Annotated in this window: 17 protein-coding genes; 15 read left to right on the forward strand and 2 right to left on the reverse strand. The window is 62.1% G+C overall.

What is annotated here, in order from left to right; translation table 11 throughout:
- The first annotated feature begins 23 nt into the window (after window positions 1-23).
- Window positions 24-1,046 carry a DUF808 domain-containing protein gene (locus tag V9L17_RS09980; RefSeq protein WP_337351304.1) on the forward strand — a complete coding sequence of 341 codons (1,023 nt, stop codon included), beginning with the start codon at window positions 24-26 and terminating at the stop codon, window positions 1,044-1,046.
- Window positions 1,047-1,358: 312 nt separating this feature from the next.
- On the opposite strand, the gene V9L17_RS09985 is transcribed toward V9L17_RS09980, so the two are convergent.
- A complete protein-coding gene (locus V9L17_RS09985) occupies window positions 1,359-1,706 on the reverse strand; it encodes a cupin domain-containing protein (protein WP_337347181.1) in 348 nt (115 codons plus the stop codon).
- A 191-nt stretch (window positions 1,707-1,897) separates the two neighbouring features.
- On the opposite strand from V9L17_RS09985, the gene V9L17_RS09990 reads away from it, so the two are divergent.
- The 11 genes from V9L17_RS09990 to V9L17_RS10040 all read left to right on the forward strand — a co-directional run bounded on the left by V9L17_RS09990 (window position 1,898) and on the right by V9L17_RS10040 (window position 14,428).
- Window positions 1,898-2,593, forward strand: a complete 696-nt coding sequence (locus V9L17_RS09990; RefSeq protein WP_337351305.1) for a haloacid dehalogenase type II — start codon at window positions 1,898-1,900, stop codon at window positions 2,591-2,593.
- A gap of 18 nt (window positions 2,594-2,611) precedes the next feature.
- The gene (locus V9L17_RS09995; protein ID WP_337351306.1) at window positions 2,612-3,097 is read left to right on the forward strand and encodes a RidA family protein; all 486 of its coding nucleotides are present in this window, start codon (window positions 2,612-2,614) and stop codon (window positions 3,095-3,097) included.
- A gap of 25 nt (window positions 3,098-3,122) precedes the next feature.
- Entirely contained in the window at window positions 3,123-4,229 is a 1,107-nt protein-coding gene (locus tag V9L17_RS10000; RefSeq protein WP_337351307.1) for an alanine racemase, read from the forward strand.
- Between the two features lie 70 nt (window positions 4,230-4,299).
- Window positions 4,300-5,034 (forward strand): SDR family NAD(P)-dependent oxidoreductase, encoded by a 735-nt coding sequence (locus V9L17_RS10005; RefSeq protein ID WP_337351308.1) that lies wholly within the window; start codon window positions 4,300-4,302, stop codon window positions 5,032-5,034.
- A gap of 35 nt (window positions 5,035-5,069) precedes the next feature.
- Window positions 5,070-6,476 (forward strand): NAD(P)/FAD-dependent oxidoreductase, encoded by a 1,407-nt coding sequence (locus tag V9L17_RS10010; protein ID WP_337351309.1) that lies wholly within the window; start codon window positions 5,070-5,072, stop codon window positions 6,474-6,476.
- 164 nt (window positions 6,477-6,640) lie between these two features.
- Window positions 6,641-7,834, forward strand: a complete 1,194-nt coding sequence (locus tag V9L17_RS10015; RefSeq protein ID WP_337351310.1) for an FAD-dependent oxidoreductase — start codon at window positions 6,641-6,643, stop codon at window positions 7,832-7,834.
- A gap of 66 nt (window positions 7,835-7,900) precedes the next feature.
- Window positions 7,901-8,563, forward strand: a complete 663-nt coding sequence (locus V9L17_RS10020; protein ID WP_337351311.1) for a GntR family transcriptional regulator — start codon at window positions 7,901-7,903, stop codon at window positions 8,561-8,563.
- Window positions 8,564-8,590: 27 nt separating this feature from the next.
- Complete coding sequence (locus V9L17_RS10025; RefSeq protein ID WP_337347173.1) at window positions 8,591-9,241, forward strand: GntR family transcriptional regulator; 651 nt, start codon at window positions 8,591-8,593, stop codon at window positions 9,239-9,241.
- Window positions 9,242-9,372: 131 nt separating this feature from the next.
- A complete protein-coding gene (locus tag V9L17_RS10030) occupies window positions 9,373-10,008 on the forward strand; it encodes a GntR family transcriptional regulator (RefSeq protein ID WP_337351312.1) in 636 nt (211 codons plus the stop codon).
- A 119-nt stretch (window positions 10,009-10,127) separates the two neighbouring features.
- Window positions 10,128-13,052: an FAD-binding and (Fe-S)-binding domain-containing protein gene (locus tag V9L17_RS10035; protein ID WP_337351313.1), complete on the forward strand. Its 2,925-nt coding sequence runs from the start codon at window positions 10,128-10,130 to the stop codon at window positions 13,050-13,052.
- A 605-nt stretch (window positions 13,053-13,657) separates the two neighbouring features.
- Window positions 13,658-14,428 carry a winged helix-turn-helix domain-containing protein gene (locus V9L17_RS10040; protein ID WP_337351314.1) on the forward strand — a complete coding sequence of 257 codons (771 nt, stop codon included), beginning with the start codon at window positions 13,658-13,660 and terminating at the stop codon, window positions 14,426-14,428.
- Between the two features lie 48 nt (window positions 14,429-14,476).
- On the opposite strand, the gene V9L17_RS10045 is transcribed toward V9L17_RS10040, so the two are convergent.
- Window positions 14,477-15,409 (reverse strand): LysR family transcriptional regulator, encoded by a 933-nt coding sequence (locus V9L17_RS10045; protein ID WP_337347313.1) that lies wholly within the window; start codon window positions 15,407-15,409, stop codon window positions 14,477-14,479.
- Between the two features lie 158 nt (window positions 15,410-15,567).
- Here V9L17_RS10045 and V9L17_RS10050 point away from each other — a divergent pair, with 158 nt between their 5' ends.
- The 3 genes from V9L17_RS10050 (at window position 15,568) to V9L17_RS10060 (ending at window position 18,733) form a co-directional block, all read left to right on the forward strand.
- The gene (locus V9L17_RS10050; RefSeq protein WP_337351315.1) at window positions 15,568-16,869 is read left to right on the forward strand and encodes an aromatic ring-hydroxylating oxygenase subunit alpha; all 1,302 of its coding nucleotides are present in this window, start codon (window positions 15,568-15,570) and stop codon (window positions 16,867-16,869) included.
- Window positions 16,866-18,281, forward strand: coding sequence for a ferredoxin reductase (locus V9L17_RS10055; protein WP_337351316.1), 1,416 nt, complete (start codon window positions 16,866-16,868; stop codon window positions 18,279-18,281). The genes V9L17_RS10050 and V9L17_RS10055 overlap by 4 nt, the downstream gene beginning before the upstream one ends.
- A 227-nt stretch (window positions 18,282-18,508) precedes the next feature.
- A complete protein-coding gene (locus V9L17_RS10060) occupies window positions 18,509-18,733 on the forward strand; it encodes a hypothetical protein (protein ID WP_337351317.1) in 225 nt (74 codons plus the stop codon).
- Window positions 18,734-18,740: the final 7 nt, after the last annotated feature.

Consider the following 18,740-nt stretch of genomic DNA (forward strand, 5'->3'; position numbering starts at 1 on the left):
CTCGAGCAGTGCGGAAGTAACCTGTGAGCGGCGGTCTGGTCGCCCTGCTGGACGACGTCGCAGCCCTTGCCCGCATAGCGGCCGCCTCGGTAGACGACGTCGCGGCCGGAGCAGCCAAGGCGGGAGCCAAGGCCGCCGGCGTGGTGATCGACGATGCCGCCGTGACGCCGCAGTACGTGTCCGGGGCGGACCCGTCCCGCGAGTTGCCGATGATTAAGAAGATCTTCTGGGGCTCGCTCCGCAATAAGCTGCTGATCATCCTGCCCGCACTTCTTCTCGTCAGCGCGTTCGTCCCATGGGCCATTCCGTTCATCCTTATGCTGGGCGGCACCTACCTCTGCTACGAGGGCGCAGAGAAGGTCTGGCACAAGCTCCGCGGCCACCACGAGGACGAAAAAGCGCCGGCGGTTGAGCGAGGCCCGGAGGCGGAGGCCAAGGTCACCAAGGGCGCCATCACCACCGACTTCATTCTCTCCTGCGAAATCATGGTCATCTCGATGAACGAGGTGGCTAATGAGTCCCTGTGGGCCCGGGCCCTCATCCTGGTCGTCGTTGCCCTCGTCATCACGGTGCTCGTGTATGGTGCCGTCGGATTGATCGTCAAAATGGACGACATCGGCCTGCACCTGGCCGCTAAAGATTCTGCGGGGTCCAAGCGCTTCGGCGAGCTTCTCGTCAGAGGGATGCCCGCTGTGCTGACCGCGATAACCCTCGTCGGAACCATCGCCATGCTGTGGGTGGGTGGCCACATCATGCTGCAGGGAGCACACGATCTCGGCTGGCACGCGCCGTATGATCTGGTCCATGCCCTGGAGCACCCGCTCGTCGGGATCCCGGTGGTAGGCGGCTTCCTGGCATGGCTGGTCAATACCTTGTGTTCTGCCGTCCTCGGGCTCGCCTGGGGCCTCGTGGTCGTGGCTGTCGTTGGCCCACTGCTAAAGGTGCTGCCTTTCGGCAAAAAGAAGAAGGGGCACGAGGAAGGAGACGTTCGCGCCGTGGTTTCCGGCCACAAGCCGGGTCAAGGCCAGACCGGTTCCACCACCTGACCTAGAGCCTCCGGATAGCCGTCCGTCCCCCATCACGAAGTAGGCCGTCAAGGGTGGCAGAACGTCGTCGTTCCGGTCCCCGGCTCGACCGACTAGTCCCGTAGAACGCGAAAGCAAGTCCGGCTTGACGAAGTTCGATGCTCCCTACAGCGTTCACGGTGAGTCCAGCCCTGACCTGAGAGATCCTCGCCCGTATGGCTGCTAGAGCCCGGTCGATGACGCGATGATCCTGCTGGGGTGCCGGAGAAGTGAACGGGCCGTATCCCTCATGAGGGTACGGCCCGTTAGCCTAGCGTCAGGTTCAGACGGGGATCAGTCGAAGCCGTGGCTGTAGACCTTGCGGATGGTCTCGGTAACATCCCAGCGGCCTGACCAGCCCTTGGGCTGCACAACAACGTCGCCGGCAGAGACTTCGTAGACGTTGCCGGTGGCGCCATCCGTGACGGTCACGCGGCCGCTCACGATGTAGCACACCTCGGTGTCCTCGCGGGGGGTTATATTCCAGCCGCCCGGCTGGCACTCCCAGACGCCCGTCTTAATAGCGGTGTCGAACTTAAGGATCGACGTCTGCGGGTCACCCGAGTCGTAGCCGGCACGGTGGCCGTTAGGTTCGAGCTCGCCCTGAATTTTGGCTGCCGGGACATATACGTATGGACGCATGATTTTTCCTTCCACTGGATCGTGAATTGTTGACAATCGTACTCCATGGCTCGGCGGTGCGTCTATCCTGGTTGCAACCGGGCACCTCGGGGAATTTCGTTGACAATCTACTAACCGTCGAAGTATCGTCGACAATCGACAGCACGTCATATCCTTTCGTCGACAATCGACGAACACAACTGGAGGACCACATGGCATTCGAATTCGAAACCACGCCGAAGTTCGTTACGTTCGACATGAACGGAACGCTGATCAAGTTCGCTATCAACGATGCGATCCGTGAGGTACTGGGTGACCGGTTGCCAGCTGAGATCGCCGATGATTACCTGCGGGCCTGCAAGGCGTACCGCATCGATGAGTGCACGGGCGAGTACAAGCCGTTTCACCAGATTGTCGCCGACTCGATGGAGCGCGCCTCGCGTCGGCTCGGTCTGGAGTTCCGTGCGGCCGACGCACGGGCGGTTTATGAGATTGTCCCCTCTTTTGGCCCGTACCCGGGTGCCACCGAGGCATTAAACCGCCTGGCTGAGGAAGTCCCGCTGGTCATCATCACGAACAGCGACACCGCCCATGCTGTGCGCCTTGCGGCCAACCTCAAGGCCCCGTTCGAGGTCATCATCAGCGCCGAGCAGATGGGCATGTACAAGCCGCGGCTCGGTGCGTTTGAGTACATGTTCGACAAGCTTGGCGTGACGCCGGATGAGATCGTCCACGTCTCCGCGAGCCCGATGTACGACCACCGCCCCGCGGCCATTATGGGTATCAAGAACAAGGTGTATGTCGACCGCGGCTTCGAGCACGACGAGCACTGGCTCGGCTACGAGCGGATTACCGATATCGCCGATCTCCCGGTCCTCTTCGGCCTGCCGCGTCCTGCTGACTCCTAAGAGAAAACTGAGTAAAAGATGAGTCTGCCACTACCTCCAACCGTAAAGGGCGACTCGGCTTCAGATCGTGTCGAGGCCCTGGGTCTGGATCTCCCCGTCCTCGCAGAAAATGCGTACTACGTGGATCACCGGACGGTGGACTCGAGCATCCACATCTCCGGCCAACTGCCGTTCAAAGACGGTGAGCTGCTGGGCACGGGGGTTGTGGGCCGGGACGTGGACCTGGAGACGGCGCGGGAGCTCGCGCGCCATTGCGCGCTGAACTGCCTCGCCGCCGCTGTGCAGGCGGTGGGAGATCTGGACCGGGTCCGGATCGTGCAGATGCTGGTCTTCGTGGCCAGTACGCCGGACTTCGGTTTGCAATCCCGTGTCGCCAACGCGGCCAGTGAACTGCTCATCGGAGTGTTGGGTGAGAACGGTCGTCATGCCCGCACCGCGATCGGTGTTGCCGGGCTGCCGCTGAACACTCCTGTAGAGATCCAGATGATCTGCACTGAGGCGTAGGTCGTTGAACAATGAGGAGTACAGCGTGAACCGCATTCAAGGAGCACTCGAGGCGCTCGTCGAACGGATCGACACCCCCGCACCGATCGTGCTGGTCGATGTGATGCAGGAGAACATCGACCGGATGCAGGCCTTCACCGCCCGGAACAACCTGGACGTCCGGCCGCATGTCAAGACGCACAAGTGCGTCGAAATCGCTCGGCGCCAGGTTAGGGCAGGGGCGGTCGGAATCACGGCGGGCAATGTGGGTGAGGCCGAGGTCTTCGCCGCGGCCGGGTTCGACGACATCTTCCTCGCCTACCCGATCTGGCCTTCGGGAACGAAAGGGAGGCGGATCCGGCGGCTCGCAGAGAACACCCGGCTGCGCGTCGGCGCCGACAACATCGCGGCGATCAATGGCCTCGCCGACGCGATGGGCGCAGAACCTGACCGGCTGCAGGTCGTGATCGAGGTCGACTGCGGTGCCCGCCGTTCCGGAGCTCCTGCCGAGGCCGCCGGCGACCTCGCCCTCGCCGCCCGCAACCGCGGCCTGGTCCCGGCGGGCGTCTTCACCTACCCGGGTCACGGCAGCGCCGGTCCGGACGCCCGCAAGGGTGCGGCCAAGGATCAGGACACCGCGCTCATTGCTGCGGTGCGCAGCTTCAACGCAGCTGGGGTCACCGCGGAGGTGGTCAGCGCCGGGTCCACTCCCACAGTGGAGTTCTCCACCAGCAGCGTCATCACCGAAATCCGGCCGGGCGAGTACGTGTTCAACGACCTGAACAACGCCAGGCTCGGCGCCTGCACCGAAGATCAGATCGCGCTGTTCGTCGCCGGCACCGTGGTCAGCGACTGGATCCCCGACCAGGTCATCCTCGACATCGGCACCAAAGCCCTCGGCCGCGAAGGCAGCCCCGAGCGCGGTTACGGCGGCATTGCCGGCACCACGGCCGTCCTGTCCAAACTCAACGAATACCACGGATTCCTCCCGCTGCCCGCGGGCGGGTTCCGCCCCCGGGTAGGGACCGTGCTTCCGGTGGTCCCCAACCACGTGTGCCCGGTGGTAGTCAATTTCGAGGAGTACATCGTCACCGACAGCACAGGCACATCACTGGAACGGTGGCCGGTCGATGCCCGTGGATTCCTCAACTGACCGATCGCAGACGGCAACTTCCTCCCTTAGCTACTACCCAAGCAACCTAACTCACGATGGAGTGACTGACATGAGACTTGATAGGACCACGGCCCTGGTCACCGGCGCCAACAGCGGAATCGGGCAGGCAGTATGCTCCCACTTCCGCAACGAAGGTGCCCGGCTGCTGCTCACCGGCCGCAGGGAGCACCTCGACAGCGCCCAGCCCGAGGATCTATACGTCCCCGGAGACCTCAACGACGAGGCGTTCGTAGAAAGCCTCGCCCGGCAGGCCGCCGAATCCTTCGGCACCGTGGACGTCGTCGTCCTTAACCACGGCCTGCAGGTCAGCGGCCCGCTCACTGAGATGGCGTACGAAGATGCGAGGAACGTGCTGCACAGCAACCTGCTCAGCTCCTTCCTGGTGATGAAGCACTTCGCGCCGCTGATGCCGGCTACGGGTGGCTCTTTCGTCCTCGTCAGCTCCCGGCTAGGCATGGTCGGCAAGGCCGATGAAGTCCTGTACTCCGCGGCCAAGGGCGGCCTGATCATGCTCGCCAAGGGCGCGGCGATCGAATGGGCGTCACGCAACATCCGGGTCAACGTCGTCGCACCGGGCCTGACCGCCACCCCGGTCATCGAAGCATCGTTCCAGCGCAGGGACGACCCCGAGGCCTACCGTGCCCAGCGCGAAGGGCAGATCCCGCTGCAGCGCCTCGCGACCCCCGAAGAGATCGCCGACGCCATCCTCTTCATGGCCTCGAAGGAATCGTCCTACATCACCGGAGCGGTCCTGCCCGTCGACGGCGGATACACCGCCGCCTGAATACCTCAACGCTTCACAGACAACGAAGGACAACCATGACAGCCCTTGCGGCAACACCCCGAAACGGAGAGCTCGGCTTCTGGATGGCCGGACTCGCGGACACCAGGCCCACCTACCCCCGCTTCACCGGCCAGGACTCTGTAGACCTGGCAATCATCGGCGGCGGCTACACCGGCCTGTGGGCCGCGTACTTCGCCAAGAAACTCGAGCCATCACTCAAGGTCGCGGTATTTGAGGCAGAACAGATCGGCTACGGCGCCTCCGGACGCAACGGCGGATGGCTCTCAGCAATGCCCCCAGGAAACCGGGCCACCTTCGCCCGCGCATCCGGCGGAGGGCTGGACGCGAGCCGGGCCCTGCAGCAGGAATTTGTGGCCGGCGTTGATTCCGTCCTGGATATTCTCCAGGCCGAGGGCATTAACGCGGATCAGCACAAGGGCGGCGCGCTCGTCGCCGCCCACACCAGGGCGGGGCTGGGCAGGCTGGTAGCCAGGCGTGATGCCGACTGGAAGTACGGGCTGTCCGAAACCGATGTCCATCTGCTTGACCGGGACGAGTTCCAGAGCCAGATCAACATCTCCACCGTCCACGGCGGGCTCTTCTACAAACACTGCGCCCGCATTCATCCGGCGAAACTCGTCTACGGCCTTGCCGACACCCTGGCCTCCATGGGGGTCAGCATCTACGAAGGCAGCCGGGTGGACAGCATCGACGGAACGACCCTGAAACTGGCCAACGGACAAGTGACGGCTGCCAAAACGTTCGTCTGCACCGAAGGGTATTCCGGACAGCTTCTTGGCAGCAGGACCCTGATCCCGATCAATTCCTCGATGATCGTGACAAAGCCGCTGTCCGAAGAAGCGTGGCAGCAGATCGGATGGAACGGGCCCCAGTGCCTTAACGACTCCGCACACACCTTCATCTATTCACAGCGAACAGCGGACGGCCGCATCGCCATAGGCGGCCGCGGTAAGCCCTACCGCTACGGCTCCGGCACAGGAGGCACCGGTTCAACACCCCAGTCCACCATTGACCTGATCTCCACAAAGCTCCGCTCCTTCTTCCCCGGCATCCCCTTCGAAGTGGACCACGCCTGGTCCGGAGTCCTGGGCGTCACCCGTGACTGGAACGGCGGCGTGCACTGGGACCAGGCCAAAGGGATCGGATCGTCCACCGGTTACGCCGGACACGGCGTCACCGCAGCCTACGTCGGCGGCCGGACCCTCGCGGAACTGGCCTTCGAGAAGGAAACAGAACGGACCACACTTCCCTGGGTCGGCTACCGTGCACGGAAGTGGGAACCCGAACCCCTCCGCTGGCTCGGCGTCCACGGCATGTACCGGCTCTTCGGCATTGCCGACCAATGGGAAGAACGCAGGGACTCCACCAAAACCTCACTCCTGGCCAAATTCGGCAGCAGACTCGCCGGACTACATGAATAGTCTCCGCTCAGCGAAACTCTCACCACTACCCCATTTTGAAGGGAAGCACCTTGAAAACCATCAACAAGATCCAGACGGCAGCTGCGGGCCTCGTGATGGAGCGCAGTGACGCCAATCCCAAGGAAGCCAAGACCCAGGCGCTCCCGGAAAAGGTGCTCTAGGCCATGGACGGAAAATTCGCTGTCATAGGCCTGGGCAGCATCGGAAGCATGGCGTTGTGGCAGGCATCGAACCTGACCGACTCCGTCGCTGGTTTCGAGGCGCAGTCCCCTGCTCACGGCAGAAGTGCCGTGGGCGGTGATACCAGGCTCTTTCGGATGATCTACCGTGGAGTACCTGACCTCTACCCCATCCTGGAACGCTCACGTGATCTCTGGGGTGAACTGGAAGCCGAAACCGGGCAGGACATCCTCATCCGCTGCGGCGGCCTGTCCATCGGCACCGCCGACGGCCCGTACATCCGCAGCCTCCTGGAAACCGCCCGTACCAACAGGGCTGCCCATGAGATTCTCAGCCGCGAAGAGATGGCAGAACGCTACCCCCAACACAACCTCCGCCCAGATGACTGCGCCGTCTATGACCCGAACGCCGGGGTCCTGCGCACCGACCGTGCCGTCACAGCCGCCATTGCTGCGGCGGAGGCCAATGGCGCAACCGTCCACACCAACACCCCGATCGACAGCATCACCGAAACCGAAGACGGCGTTGTCATCACCTCCGGAGAGACCTCCTGGACCTTCGAGAACGTCATCGTCTCCTCGGGCGGCTGGTCCCAGCGTCTGATGCCCAACTACCTCAAAGCCGCAACGCAGACCAAGCGCGTCTTCCTGACCTGGTTTGTTGCCCACGACGCAGCCCAGTTCACCCCGGAAAAGTTCCCCACGTTCAACCGGATGTACCAGGACCGCTCCATGTATGGAGCACCTGCCGTCGACGGGGTCACGGTCAAAGCCACCCTTGACGGCCGCGGGACAGCAACACCGGACCCCGACGGTTTCCGCAGGGAACTCTCAGCAGCCGAAATCGCCGAGACCATTGAAACGATCTCGGAATTCATCCCCGGCCTCATCCCGACGATCGTCCGTTCCGATGCCTTCCCGGACCTCTACACCACGGACCAGAATCCTCTACTGGGGTGGCTCAGCAAGTCACGCAGGATCTATTGCGCCACAGGCTTCTCCGGGGGCGGATTCAAGAATGCCACCGGGTACGGCCACATTGCCGCGTACGAAGCGCTCCGCAAACAGTCATTCACAGGCCTGGAATTCGTACGCCCGGAACGGTTTAAGACGAGCCAGACCAATCCGTCAGCCAGCAGCAACAGCAATCTAGCCAACGCGCAGTACGCCGAAAAATGAGATGGGTGGATGTCAATGGCGGCACCAGAAAGACCCCTTGCATTGGAAGGAAGACCCACTGCGCAAGTGATCGCTGACCACTTGCGGGATCAAATCGTTCAGGGGTCCATCCGGCCCGGGCAACAGATCAACGAATCCCTCCTGGCGGAACAGCTCAACACATCCAGGGGTCCCCTCCGGGAAGCCCTGCAGCGCTTGTCCCAAGAAGGGATCCTGATCAGCCGGCGCAACTACGGAGTGTTCGTCAAGGAGGTCGAAACGCATGACCTAAGGGAGATCTACGCGGTTCGGGAGTCCATCGAATCCGCGGCCGCCAACAGGCTGCTGGACAGCAGCCCGAAACAGATCAGTGAAACCTGCGAAGTGCTGAAGGAAATTGTGGGCGAAATGGCGAAGCAAGTGCCTGCTTCCGACTGGCAGACCATGGCAGGGCTGGACATGCAGTTCCATTCAACCCTCGTTGAAGGCGTGGGAAATTCCCGTTTTATCCGCATTTACAAGACACTCGCCGCTGAATCACGAATGTGTATCTTCGACTTGGACGTTTCCTACCCAAGGATGGACGTTCTGGTACAGGAACACCAAAACATTCTGGATCTCTTGAAGGCAGGCGACAGGGATGGCCTGCTCAAGGCCATCAGGGGGCATCTGCAACAGGCCACAACTCGGCGGAAGCCCTCAGCGTCTGACAGCTTCCGCTGCCGGGAGCACGACGGGCGCCTTGTATAATCGACAATCGACAAGGGAGGCGGCACGATGGACCGCAAGTTCACATGGCAACAGCAGCGGACCACGACGCCGGACGGCGTCTACAGCGTGCTGCGTACAGCCATCCTGGACGGAACTGTGCCTCCAGGTGGGCAGCTGCGCGAGACGCACATTGCTGCCGATCTCGGAATCAGCCGGTCCCCGCTGCGTGAGGCGCTGACCCGCCTTGAAGAAGAAGGTCTGGTGGTGAAAATCCCCTTCCGGGGATCCTTCGTTGTGGAGGTCAGCGCCCGCGACGTCGCCGAAATCGCATCAATCCGTTTGCTTGTTGAGCCTTACGCTGCTGAACTCTCGGCCGAAACGTTGCGCGGTACTGAGCGGCTGCGGTTGAAGCAAACCATCGAGGAGCTTTACCGGGCCACGGACACCAACGACATTCCGGCCAGCATTGACGCTCACCTGCGCTTCCACAGGCTGTTCTACGAATATTCGGGGAACTCCGCCCTGCATGCTCTGTGGAACGGTTGGGAGAACAAGCTGCGTCTCTACTTCTCTGTCGACCATCGGACTTATAGCGACCTCCATGAAATCGCCGTTGAGCACGAGAGACTGGCCGCACTTGCTTTGGAAGGTGACTTCGAGGGTTTCCGTCAGGAGACTGTCCGTCAGTTCCACAATGCGCTCCGCGCCGAAAGTTAACCAAACCAAACCCTGACTTGCGAGACTGGCATTGCTCTTCTTGCGCCGTCATCACTGTTACTTCGAGTGTCCGCGTCTTCGGAAAAAGTGTATAGCTGTTATACAGTTTTAGGCTGACGATCAACGAAACCGTGACAGTAGCCGACGCTGTCCGTACCCGGCTTGAACGCAGCCTCCTGGCCGGAGACTACTCAGCGGGAGCCCACATTAAGGACAGCCACGTGGCCCAGAAGTTGGGGGTGGCGAGGCCCACTGCGCGCGTTGCTGTACAGGCTCTCATCGCTGACGGCTTCCTGGAACGCGAAACCGGGCGAAGTGCAAGAGTCCGCCTTTTCTCCGTCCAGGATGTCGCAGACATCTTTCGCGTGCGCCGGCTCATTGAATTCGACGCGGTCCGCTCGGTCTGCCAGGGCGCGGACACGGAGCCGATCCGGGAATCCTTGGCGAAGTTTTCCGAGGTCAAAGGTGATCAGGATTGGGAGACCGCCGCACAGGCTGATATGGGCTTCCATGCAGCAGTCGTGGCAGCCGCAGACTCGCCCAGGCTGAGCAGACTCTTTCAGACTATTTCCACTGAAATCCGCCTCCTCATGGCACTTCTTCGGCCGCGGTACCCCCACGTATCGACACTTCATGATGAACACACTGTTCTTTTGGATGCTCTTGTCGCCGGCGACCAGGATCACGCATTGCAGCTTTGGGCGGCCCATTTGAACGACGCCGAAGCGTTCCTGAGCACCAGAATCCGGGAGGAACCCTCCCGATGACACTGGATCGACACGGCCGCCCGCTCACGATCATGGGCGTAATTCCCACAGGCACGCTCCATCAAGTGCCTTTCGATTCATCAGCACCGTTCCATGAAAACCCCAGTGGAAAGCACGCCATGCAGTCAAATTTCACCGCCCCGGAACATACCCCGGTCCTGGAAAGACTCCAGGCAGCTGGAGTGCCCGTGGAAGCCTCGGGTCACCGGCTGGCCGCATACTCCTACGATGCATCCAATTACCGGATCCCGCCGATTGGTGTTGTGTTTCCGCGCAGCGTCGACGACGTCGTCGCCATCATAGCGGCGTGCCGGGAAACCGACACTGCCCTGATAAGCCGCGGAGGCGGGACGTCCATGGCTGGAAACGCCATCGGCCCGGGAATTGTGCTGGACTTCTCACGGCACATGAACCGGATCATCACCATCGATGAGTCGGCAGGAACGGCAGACGTCGAAGCCGGTGTTGTGCTTGCCCAGCTCACCCGCGAAACCGAACGCGCAACGGGCGGAAGCCTCACTTTTGCCCCCGACCCGTCCTCAAAAAACCGTGCCACCATAGGCGGCTCAATCGGAAACGATGCGTGCGGCAACCACTCTGTCCGCTACGGTCGGACCTCTGATCACGTCCACGAGATCGACGTCGTCACCTCCGATGGCGCCCTCCTTACCGCATCAGCCAACGGCGTCCGGGCTACCAACCCGTCAGACGCTTACTCTGTATCCCGGGCGTTCCAGTTGGGCGAAGACCTCAAAACGCTTGCCCAGGAGAACCTTGCTGCTTTCCGTCGCGAACTTGGACGTATCCAGCGCCAGGTTTCCGGTTACCACCTTGCCAACCTGCTGCCGGAGAACGGCCTGAACGTTGCCAGGGCAATGGTCGGCACCGAAGGAACCTGCGCCGTGGTCGTCCGTGCCCGCATGAAACTCGTCCCCAAGCCATCCAGCGCACTGCTGGTCTGCCTCGGCTATGCCGACGTCGTCGATGCCGCCAAAGACATCGAGACCGTCCTTGAGTTCTCCCCCGCAGCTGTCGAGGGCATCGATGAGGCCATCGTTGATACCATGCGGCTGCGCCGCGGCGACGATTCCGTCCTGGGGCTTCCCCTGGGCAAGGCTTTCCTGTACGTAGACCTTGACGGCGACGATCCGGACGAAGTGGCCCGCCAGGCTGCCCTGATGCTGGAACGGCTGGCAGCGAACGGCCGCTTGGTCGATGGTTGCGCGGTTCCGGACCCCGCTGAACGCGCTTCCTTGTGGCGGGTGCGGGAAGACGGCGCAGGGTTGTCGTCAAGGCCCGCCAGTGGCGGGGAATCACTGGCCGGCTGGGAGGACTCAGCCGTTGCCCCGCAGAACCTTGCAGCCTACCTGGCCGACTTCCGGACGCTCCTGGATGACTATGAGCTGACCGGGATTATGTATGGACATTTTGGGGCAGGCTGCATGCACATCCGCATCACCTACGATTTGCGCACGGAAGAAGGCCGCAGCGTATTCCGCAAGTTCACGCAGGCCGCCGCCGAACTTGTTGTCCGCCACGGAGGCTCCCTGTCCGGAGAACACGGCGACGGACGTGCCCGCTCAGCACTGCTTGCGCAGATGTACTCGCCCGGTATTCTCGCCGCGTTCGAGGAATACCGCAGGCTTTGGGATGAGGCCGGGATCCTGAATCCGGGTTCCATCACCGATCCGGATCCGTTTGACGCCAATCTGGCTCTCGAGGGGGTTCCCGAGCGTGAATGGAGGACGCACTTCGAACTCAGACCCGTCGAAGCCGCCGCAGCCGGAGCCGACCCCTGGGTGCATGCCGTCCAGGCTTGCATCGGCGTCGGTAGATGCCGTTCAGCCTCCGGCGGAGTGATGTGCCCCAGCTTCCGCGCAACAGGGGACGAGAAAGACTCGACGCGAGGACGGTCCCGGGCGCTCCAGGACATGGTTCGAGGTGCCCGGACCGTCGACGAGGGCTGGAAGTCCGAAGATGTCCGTGAGGCATTGGATCTGTGCTTGGCCTGCAAGGCCTGCTCCAACGACTGTCCCGCAGGCGTAGACATGGCCAGCTACAAATCGGAGTTCTTCTCGCACTACTATGAGGGCAAATTGCGGCCCATGTCGCATTTCTCCCTTGGCTGGTTGCCACGTTGGCTCAAACTCACCACTCTGATCAGCCCGGTGGTAAACCTGGTTCTGGCCAGCCCGCTCGGGAACGTCGTGGCCGCTGCCGGTGGCCTCACCACCAAAAGGAAGATGCCGAAGTTCGCTTCCCGGAAGATGCTTCGCGATGCCCTCGCCCCATACGCCACCCATTCCAAGACGGCCGACGCCGTGCTGTTCGTGGACTCCTTCACCAAGGGCTTCAGGCCAGAGGTGGCCGGAGCAGCAGCCCGGGTCATGGAAAGCACGGGAAGGCAGGTCGGCTGCGAATCCGACGCCTGTTGCGGCCTCACCTGGATCTCAACGGGTCAACTCGACACCGCGAAGAAGCTCATGAGCAAGGCCGTGGCGAAGCTCGATGACGGCAGCGATGCACCGATCGTCGTTATCGAACCAAGCTGCGCCGCCGCGCTGAAGAAAGACGCGCCGGAACTGCTCGGCACCGAAGCCGCCGACCGTGTATCCCAGAGGATCCGCAGCTTCGCTGAAGCGGTGAAGGAATGGGTTGACGCAGGTTGGGTGCCACCGGCCGTACCCACCGACGTGACTGTGCAGACCCACTGCCACGAGTACTCGACGTTCGGGGCTACCGTCCAGCGCAAGGCACTGGCCGCCCTCGGCGTCGCCAATGTCACCGAGGCAACAGGCTGTTGCGGCGTCGCCGGCAACTTCGGCTTCGAAGCCAACCACTACGACATCTCCATGAAGGTCGCGGAACAGGCACTGGCTCCCGCCCTCGCCACGACTGCCCAGGACACGCCGGTCCTCGCCGACGGCTTCAGCTGTGCGATGCAGGTCAAGCAATTAGAGCCGGAGCGCAAGAGCCTTCACCTTGCCGAACTCCTCGATCCGATGGGCTCCCGACGGCGGCATCCACACCACAGTGATCGTTAGGACCCCATCCGGGGTCTCTCCCTCATGCTGTGACCTTTGAAGATTTCCATGAGGTCCGCAACGCGTGCTGGTTTCCGTTCCTCCCACAGCGATGCAGGTCCTTCCAGTCTGCGGGGGGCCAGTTTTGACTCACGCCGCTTAGCCATTGCGGCCCTGGCCGTTGGATACGGCCTAGCCACGCTGGCATTGATCAGCACGCTGGGGTTCATACCCACAGCGGTCCAGCAGCTCTCGAGGTAGTGCCCGCGTCTCGTCACAAACGCGCCCCTCCCGTCATCTGAATATGATTCTTGACACCCCGAAGCTGCTCTCCTAGTCTCGACAAACGGCGCGCGTCGACAACGCACATCGAGTCCTTGTTTGCCAGCTTCTCCTCGAATAGACCGGGTCAGTGCAGCGAAAAAGGACCTTGCCGCTAGTCCCGCCCCGCACCCCGTGGTGGAACACGAAAACGGTCACATCCAGCGTCTTTGGGGTGCTCCACCGAAGCTCCCGACCTCCCAGGGCGGCGCCATCCACACGGGGCCATGGATCCTTCCCGCCTGCACCATAGTGCCGTAACCCGATGCCCCCGTACGGCTATTTCCTTTGAGCTAGGACATACAATGCCTATCCAAGCTGAACAATTCAACATTCCTCCCCACATTTTGGCATTGACCGACGAACCACGCCCTCTGGTGGGATCAATGGGACAAAGCATGTCCACAACGGTCTTGCCCGTGGTAGAGGGAACCAGACGGCAAGAAGACGATCAACAGTTCCACTACGGACCATCAGGTGAGCAATCAGCCCGGGGTTTCGCCCTTTACGTGGGCGTCGATGAATCAGCAGCCCAAGCAGCCGGAACATCAGTTTCGGCAGTGGCCCGGGAGACGTGCGTGTTTGGACAGTTCCTGGTGGGCGGGTTGGAGATCCATGCAGCGGTGGCACTCGGGCCAGCAAATGCTCGCGGAGGTGCACTTGAGAGTGTGTTTGCTGCGCTCGGTGATCCTAGGCGGCACTTCGGGCAACTGCCAGCCAAGGAGGAACCGGCAGGTGGCGAAGCGCAAGCCTGGAACGTGGGGGTGGTGATCGATGTATCAAGACGAAGCGTGCATTTGGACGGTGTCCCCGTGCGCCTGACGCCCGTGGAATTCAGCCTGTTGACCTACCTTATGGGCGCCAGCATGAGAGCCGTGGGCAGGCAAGAACTCCTGTGCCACGTCTGGAGCGACGGCGCCAGCATTCCGAGCGACCGCACCATTGACGTGCACATTCGCCGGCTCCGGAACAAGCTGGGGCGATTTTCCAAGTCAATCCGGACTGAGCGAGGTGCTGGATACCTCTTTCACTCCCATCCGGAGATTCGCCTGTTCACACCGGAGTACGTGATTTAGGGCGCCAAGAGTCCGGTTAGATTTCTTACCACTGCTCTTGGTGCGATTTCAGAGATCGTCTTCGGGCCGGGCGGCGAGGATACGATCGGCGCTGACCTGCAGAATGCCGAGCGACTCCTGGATCAGGGGCGATGCAATGCTGCCCCTTCGCACTGCAGCGACAATACGGCGGGTGGGCTTCCCTTTGCCGGTAATGCGCAGTCGAACGACGTTTTCGGCACTACGAAGTGGCGCCAGTCGCGGCAGCAGACCCACGCCCAGCCCCGCACCAACGAAGGCGATCTGGGTTTCCCATTCAACGGCCTCATGGGCAATCCGCGGTGTCACCCCCACTGCTGTGAACGCCGCAGTGAATAGCGAGTGGTAGGTGGAACCGGCGGTCTCGGTAATCCAGGGTTCCGATGCCAATTCTTCGAGCGTCACCGTTTCCCGCGATGCCAACGGATGGTTGGAGGGGATGATGACGTCCAGGGGATCGTCGAGCAGAACGGTCTGCTCGAAACGCGGATCGTCCTCAACATAGGTTTCGGACTGCATGGCGACGATGACCGCGAGGTCGATCCGCTCGGCAACCAACAAGTCGAAGCAACGGTCCGGGTTGGCCTCGAGCACCTGCACCTGGAGCTGGGGACGTGTTGAGCGCAGGGTGGCGGCCAGCGGCGCGAGCAACTGGGCGGCCGCAGTGGAGAAGCCGCCGAGGCCAAAATGAGACTGCACCTGGTCGCCGGCCTCCATGGCCGCGGCGCGCAGGCTCTCCCATTCGGCAATGAGGGTGTCCGAGCCCGCCACGAGAAAACGGCCAGTGGCCGTCAACCGCACACCCCGACCGTCCTTCGTCAGCAGCTGCATTCCAAGCACGCGCTGGAGCTCCCGAAGTTGCGATGAGACGGCGGAGGGAGAATACCCTGTGAGCTCGGCAGTTGCGCCAATGGTGCCGCATCTGGCAAACACCCGAAGTGTGATGAGTCTTGCATCGATCATGCACCCATTGTGCATGGTGATCTTCAGAATGTTGCGCTTTTGTTGCAGTTCAATCGTCCCTAATGTCTTGAGTACAAGGTTTTCGACAACGCCGCATGCACCGTCGCATCCGTGGCCGCCTCGAATCGTCACTACCCACGCCTCCCGGGAGGAAACACATGTCTGCTCCAGTCTTGCCCCTCAATTCACGCGGAAAACTCGCCTCATCTGTGCCTGCCGAGCAGCTGGCGGAAATCACCGAGTTGTTCGATTTCCGGCGCGTGGGATATTCCCTCGATGCCCCCTTCTACACCGATCCGACGATTTTCAACGTCGATATGCAGGCCATCTTTGGACAGCACTGGATCTATGCCGCCAGCATCGCCGAGCTCCCGGAGCCGGGCGACTACGTCACCGTCGACTACGGGCCCTACTCCCTGATCGTGCTGCGCAACGACGACGGCGGCGTGAACGTCCTGCACAATGTGTGCCGCCACCGCGGCGCCCGCGTCCTGACTGAACCCGCGGGGTCAACCGGAAACCTTGTATGCGGCTATCACTCGTGGACCTACTCCCCCGATGGCAATTTGATCCATGCTTCGGCCCCCGGGGAGACAAAGTTCGACAAGGGCTGCTTCGGCCTCAAGCGCGCCCACAGCCGCGTGGTCGCCGGACTCATCTTCGTCTGCGTTGCGAACGAACCGCCGGCGGACTTTGACGAAACCTCAAAGATCTTCGAACCGTACCTCGCACCCCACGACCTGTCGAAGACGAAAGTCGCCTACCAGCAGAACATCATCGAGGAGGGCAACTGGAAGCTCGTCATGGAGAACAACCGTGAATGCTACCACTGCGACGGCCACCCGGAGCTCGCCTGTTCCCTCTTTCCCACCTGGGGACTGACGGAGGGCCTGATCCCGGCCCATCTCGAAGAAGTGTGGGACCGCAACAAGGAAGCGCAGGCCTCGCTTGAGGAGCGCTGCCGCCGCTATGGCCTTCCCTACGAGGTGGTGGAAGAGCTCGACACGCGCATCGCAGGAATCCGCATCTCCAGGGAATCGCTTGACGGCGACGGCGAATCGTTCTCCCCCGATGGGCACAGGCTTTCCAAGAAGCTGCTCGGCGACTTGCCGGACTTCCGCCTTGGCCGCTGCTCGATGCACCTGCAGCCCAACAGCTGGTTCCATTTCCAGAGCGACCACGTCATCACGTTCGGCGTCTTCCCCGTCAACGAACACCAGACCCTGGTACGCACCACCTGGCTGGTAGCTGACGACGCCGTGGAAGGCGTTGACTACGATCTGGACAAACTCACCTACACCTGGAAGCAGACAAACCTGCAGGATAAGGCGTTCGTGGAGCTGTGCCAGACGGGCGCCGGCAGCCCTGCCTACGAGCCCGGCCCGTACATGAAGAGCGAGTACCAGGTAGAGGCGTTCATCAACTGGTACGTGCAGCGCGTGCAGGAGCACTTGGCATGATAGAACTCCTCACCGAGACGGCAATCCAGGAGCCACAGCGCATTCGCGGTCTTGAGATGCCGTGGAACAGGGTGATGGGCAGCACCGAGGCACCCGCCCGTGCTGCCCGTGCCCTGGGCCCCTGGCATCCACAGGAGTTCATGGCCGAATGCGTGGAGACCGTTCCCGAGGCGGGCGGCCTCATGACCTTCGTATTCCGCCGTTGCGACGGTGCGCCCTTGGCGTTCCGTGCGGGCCAGTACGTGAACGTGGCTTTTCCGGTGAACGGCGAGGACCAGGATCCGGTGGACCGCAGCTATTCGCTCTCCAGCTCCCCGACTGAGCCGTGGACCTTCAACATCAGCGTCAAACGCGACGCCACAGGACTGGTTTCACCATGGGTGCACGAGAATGTTAAACCCGGCACTGTGCTCGAGATGCTCGGACCGGTCGGCGCATTCCACTTGCCGGATGCCGACCGGCGGGCACGGTATCTCTTGCTGGCCGCAGGCGCAGGCATTACCCCCATCATGTCCATGGTGCGGACCATCCACTCCCTGCCCGGACATGCAGACGTTGTGGTGCTCTACCACGGAGCGGAGGCCGGAGGCTTTGCTTTCCACAAGGAGCTGGCCTACATCGCGTCCGTGGACTCGCGCATCAAGGTCTTCTACTCCCTGGGCGACCGCAACAAACCCGAGGGGTGGGAAGGGCTCAGCGGAAGGCTGACGGCAGCCATGCTGGATGAGGTGGCCCCCGATGCCAACGGCCGCCAGGTCTATGCCTGTGGCCCCGAGGGTTACTTGAATACTGCCACCGATCTCCTGGGGAAGGTTGGCGTCGACGACACTTCCATCTACATGGAATTTTTCTCGGGAGACCGTCAGACGCTCCTTGAATATCAGGCGGAGCTCGCGCTCGCAGTGGACATTGCCGAGGAGATCGCCGAGGAAATCGCCGATTCCGCCGAGGACTACTACGAAGGCCAGCCCACCGCGTTCGGACTCTACGAGCCCGGCTACGACGCCGACGGTCCCCTCAAGGCCACAGGGTTGCCGCTGGAAGCCATGGACCCGAACTCACCCGATTCCGGGGACTCCGACGGCGGTTCGGCTGCGGAAGCGGAGGCAGTGTCACCCGATGCTTCGAGCTTCGACACAGTCGGAACGGGAAGCCTCACCTTGTCCTTCATGCGAACCGGCATTAACGTGCGCATCGACCCCACCGAGCACATCCTGGGTCCGGCCCAGCGTGCGGGCGTCAGGATCGGCGCGAACTGCAAGGAAGGCATGTGCGGCTCCTGCAAGGTCGTCAAGCTTTCCGGGGAGGTCGAGATGAACCACCAAGGCGGGATCCGGGCACGGGAAATCGATGCCGGCAAGTTCCTGCCCTGCTGCTCCACCGCACGGACCGACATGGTGATCGATGCCTAGCCGCTTCCAGCAGCTCTAGGCCGGGGCGGGAAGTCTCGCCCCAGCCTAGAGCTGCCTCGGCGACGCAGCAGCAGGTTCTCGACCAGGGCGGTCATCCGGAGCGTGTGTTGTTCTACTACTAGGGGCGTGCAAGAAGACCCAACAAGAGTCGAACTGACCTTCTTGACCGATACAGAAGCGTCTTGCTACTATATCGGTACAGAAACCGATTCGAGAGGAGTCTTCTCATGGAAACCCTTCAGTACTCAGCACACACCCCGGCCTTCACGGCCAGCCTTGCGCAGTCAGCCATGCCGGACGCTCCCGTCATTCCCGAGGAAGCAGGAGCGCATCACGCTGGTCTGATCCTGCGTGTTCGCGTCGCCGTGTCTTCGGGTCTCCTGTGGGCGGCGAAGGCCGTGGCTCCGTCTGGCGCTCCCGCCGCAATGGCGACCTTGAGGGCGCTGGGCTGAAATACTG

Source organism: Pseudarthrobacter sp. CCNWLW207 (genome assembly GCF_037203945.1).
Classification (GTDB): Bacteria; Actinomycetota; Actinomycetes; order Actinomycetales; family Micrococcaceae; genus Arthrobacter.

What these genes read in the sequence shown, in the direction of transcription:
- V9L17_RS10040 (WP_337351314.1), top strand. Translation starts at nt 13,658, where the DNA reads ATGCCTATCCAAGCTGAACAATTCAACATTCCTCCCCACATTTTGGCA.
- V9L17_RS10015 (WP_337351310.1), top strand. Translation starts at nt 6,641, where the DNA reads ATGGACGGAAAATTCGCTGTCATAGGCCTGGGCAGCATCGGAAGCATG.
- V9L17_RS10050 (WP_337351315.1), top strand. Translation starts at nt 15,568, where the DNA reads ATGTCTGCTCCAGTCTTGCCCCTCAATTCACGCGGAAAACTCGCCTCA.
- V9L17_RS10035 (WP_337351313.1), top strand. Translation starts at nt 10,128, where the DNA reads ATGCAGTCAAATTTCACCGCCCCGGAACATACCCCGGTCCTGGAAAGA.
- V9L17_RS10025 (WP_337347173.1), top strand. Translation starts at nt 8,591, where the DNA reads ATGGACCGCAAGTTCACATGGCAACAGCAGCGGACCACGACGCCGGAC.
- V9L17_RS10060 (WP_337351317.1), top strand. Translation starts at nt 18,509, where the DNA reads ATGGAAACCCTTCAGTACTCAGCACACACCCCGGCCTTCACGGCCAGC.
- V9L17_RS10010 (WP_337351309.1), top strand. Translation starts at nt 5,070, where the DNA reads ATGACAGCCCTTGCGGCAACACCCCGAAACGGAGAGCTCGGCTTCTGG.
- V9L17_RS10055 (WP_337351316.1), top strand. Translation starts at nt 16,866, where the DNA reads ATGATAGAACTCCTCACCGAGACGGCAATCCAGGAGCCACAGCGCATT.
- V9L17_RS10005 (WP_337351308.1), top strand. Translation starts at nt 4,300, where the DNA reads ATGAGACTTGATAGGACCACGGCCCTGGTCACCGGCGCCAACAGCGGA.
- V9L17_RS10045 (WP_337347313.1), bottom strand. Translation starts at nt 15,409, where the DNA reads ATGATCGATGCAAGACTCATCACACTTCGGGTGTTTGCCAGATGCGGC.
- V9L17_RS09995 (WP_337351306.1), top strand. Translation starts at nt 2,612, where the DNA reads ATGAGTCTGCCACTACCTCCAACCGTAAAGGGCGACTCGGCTTCAGAT.
- V9L17_RS09990 (WP_337351305.1), top strand. Translation starts at nt 1,898, where the DNA reads ATGGCATTCGAATTCGAAACCACGCCGAAGTTCGTTACGTTCGACATG.
- V9L17_RS09985 (WP_337347181.1), bottom strand. Translation starts at nt 1,706, where the DNA reads ATGCGTCCATACGTATATGTCCCGGCAGCCAAAATTCAGGGCGAGCTC.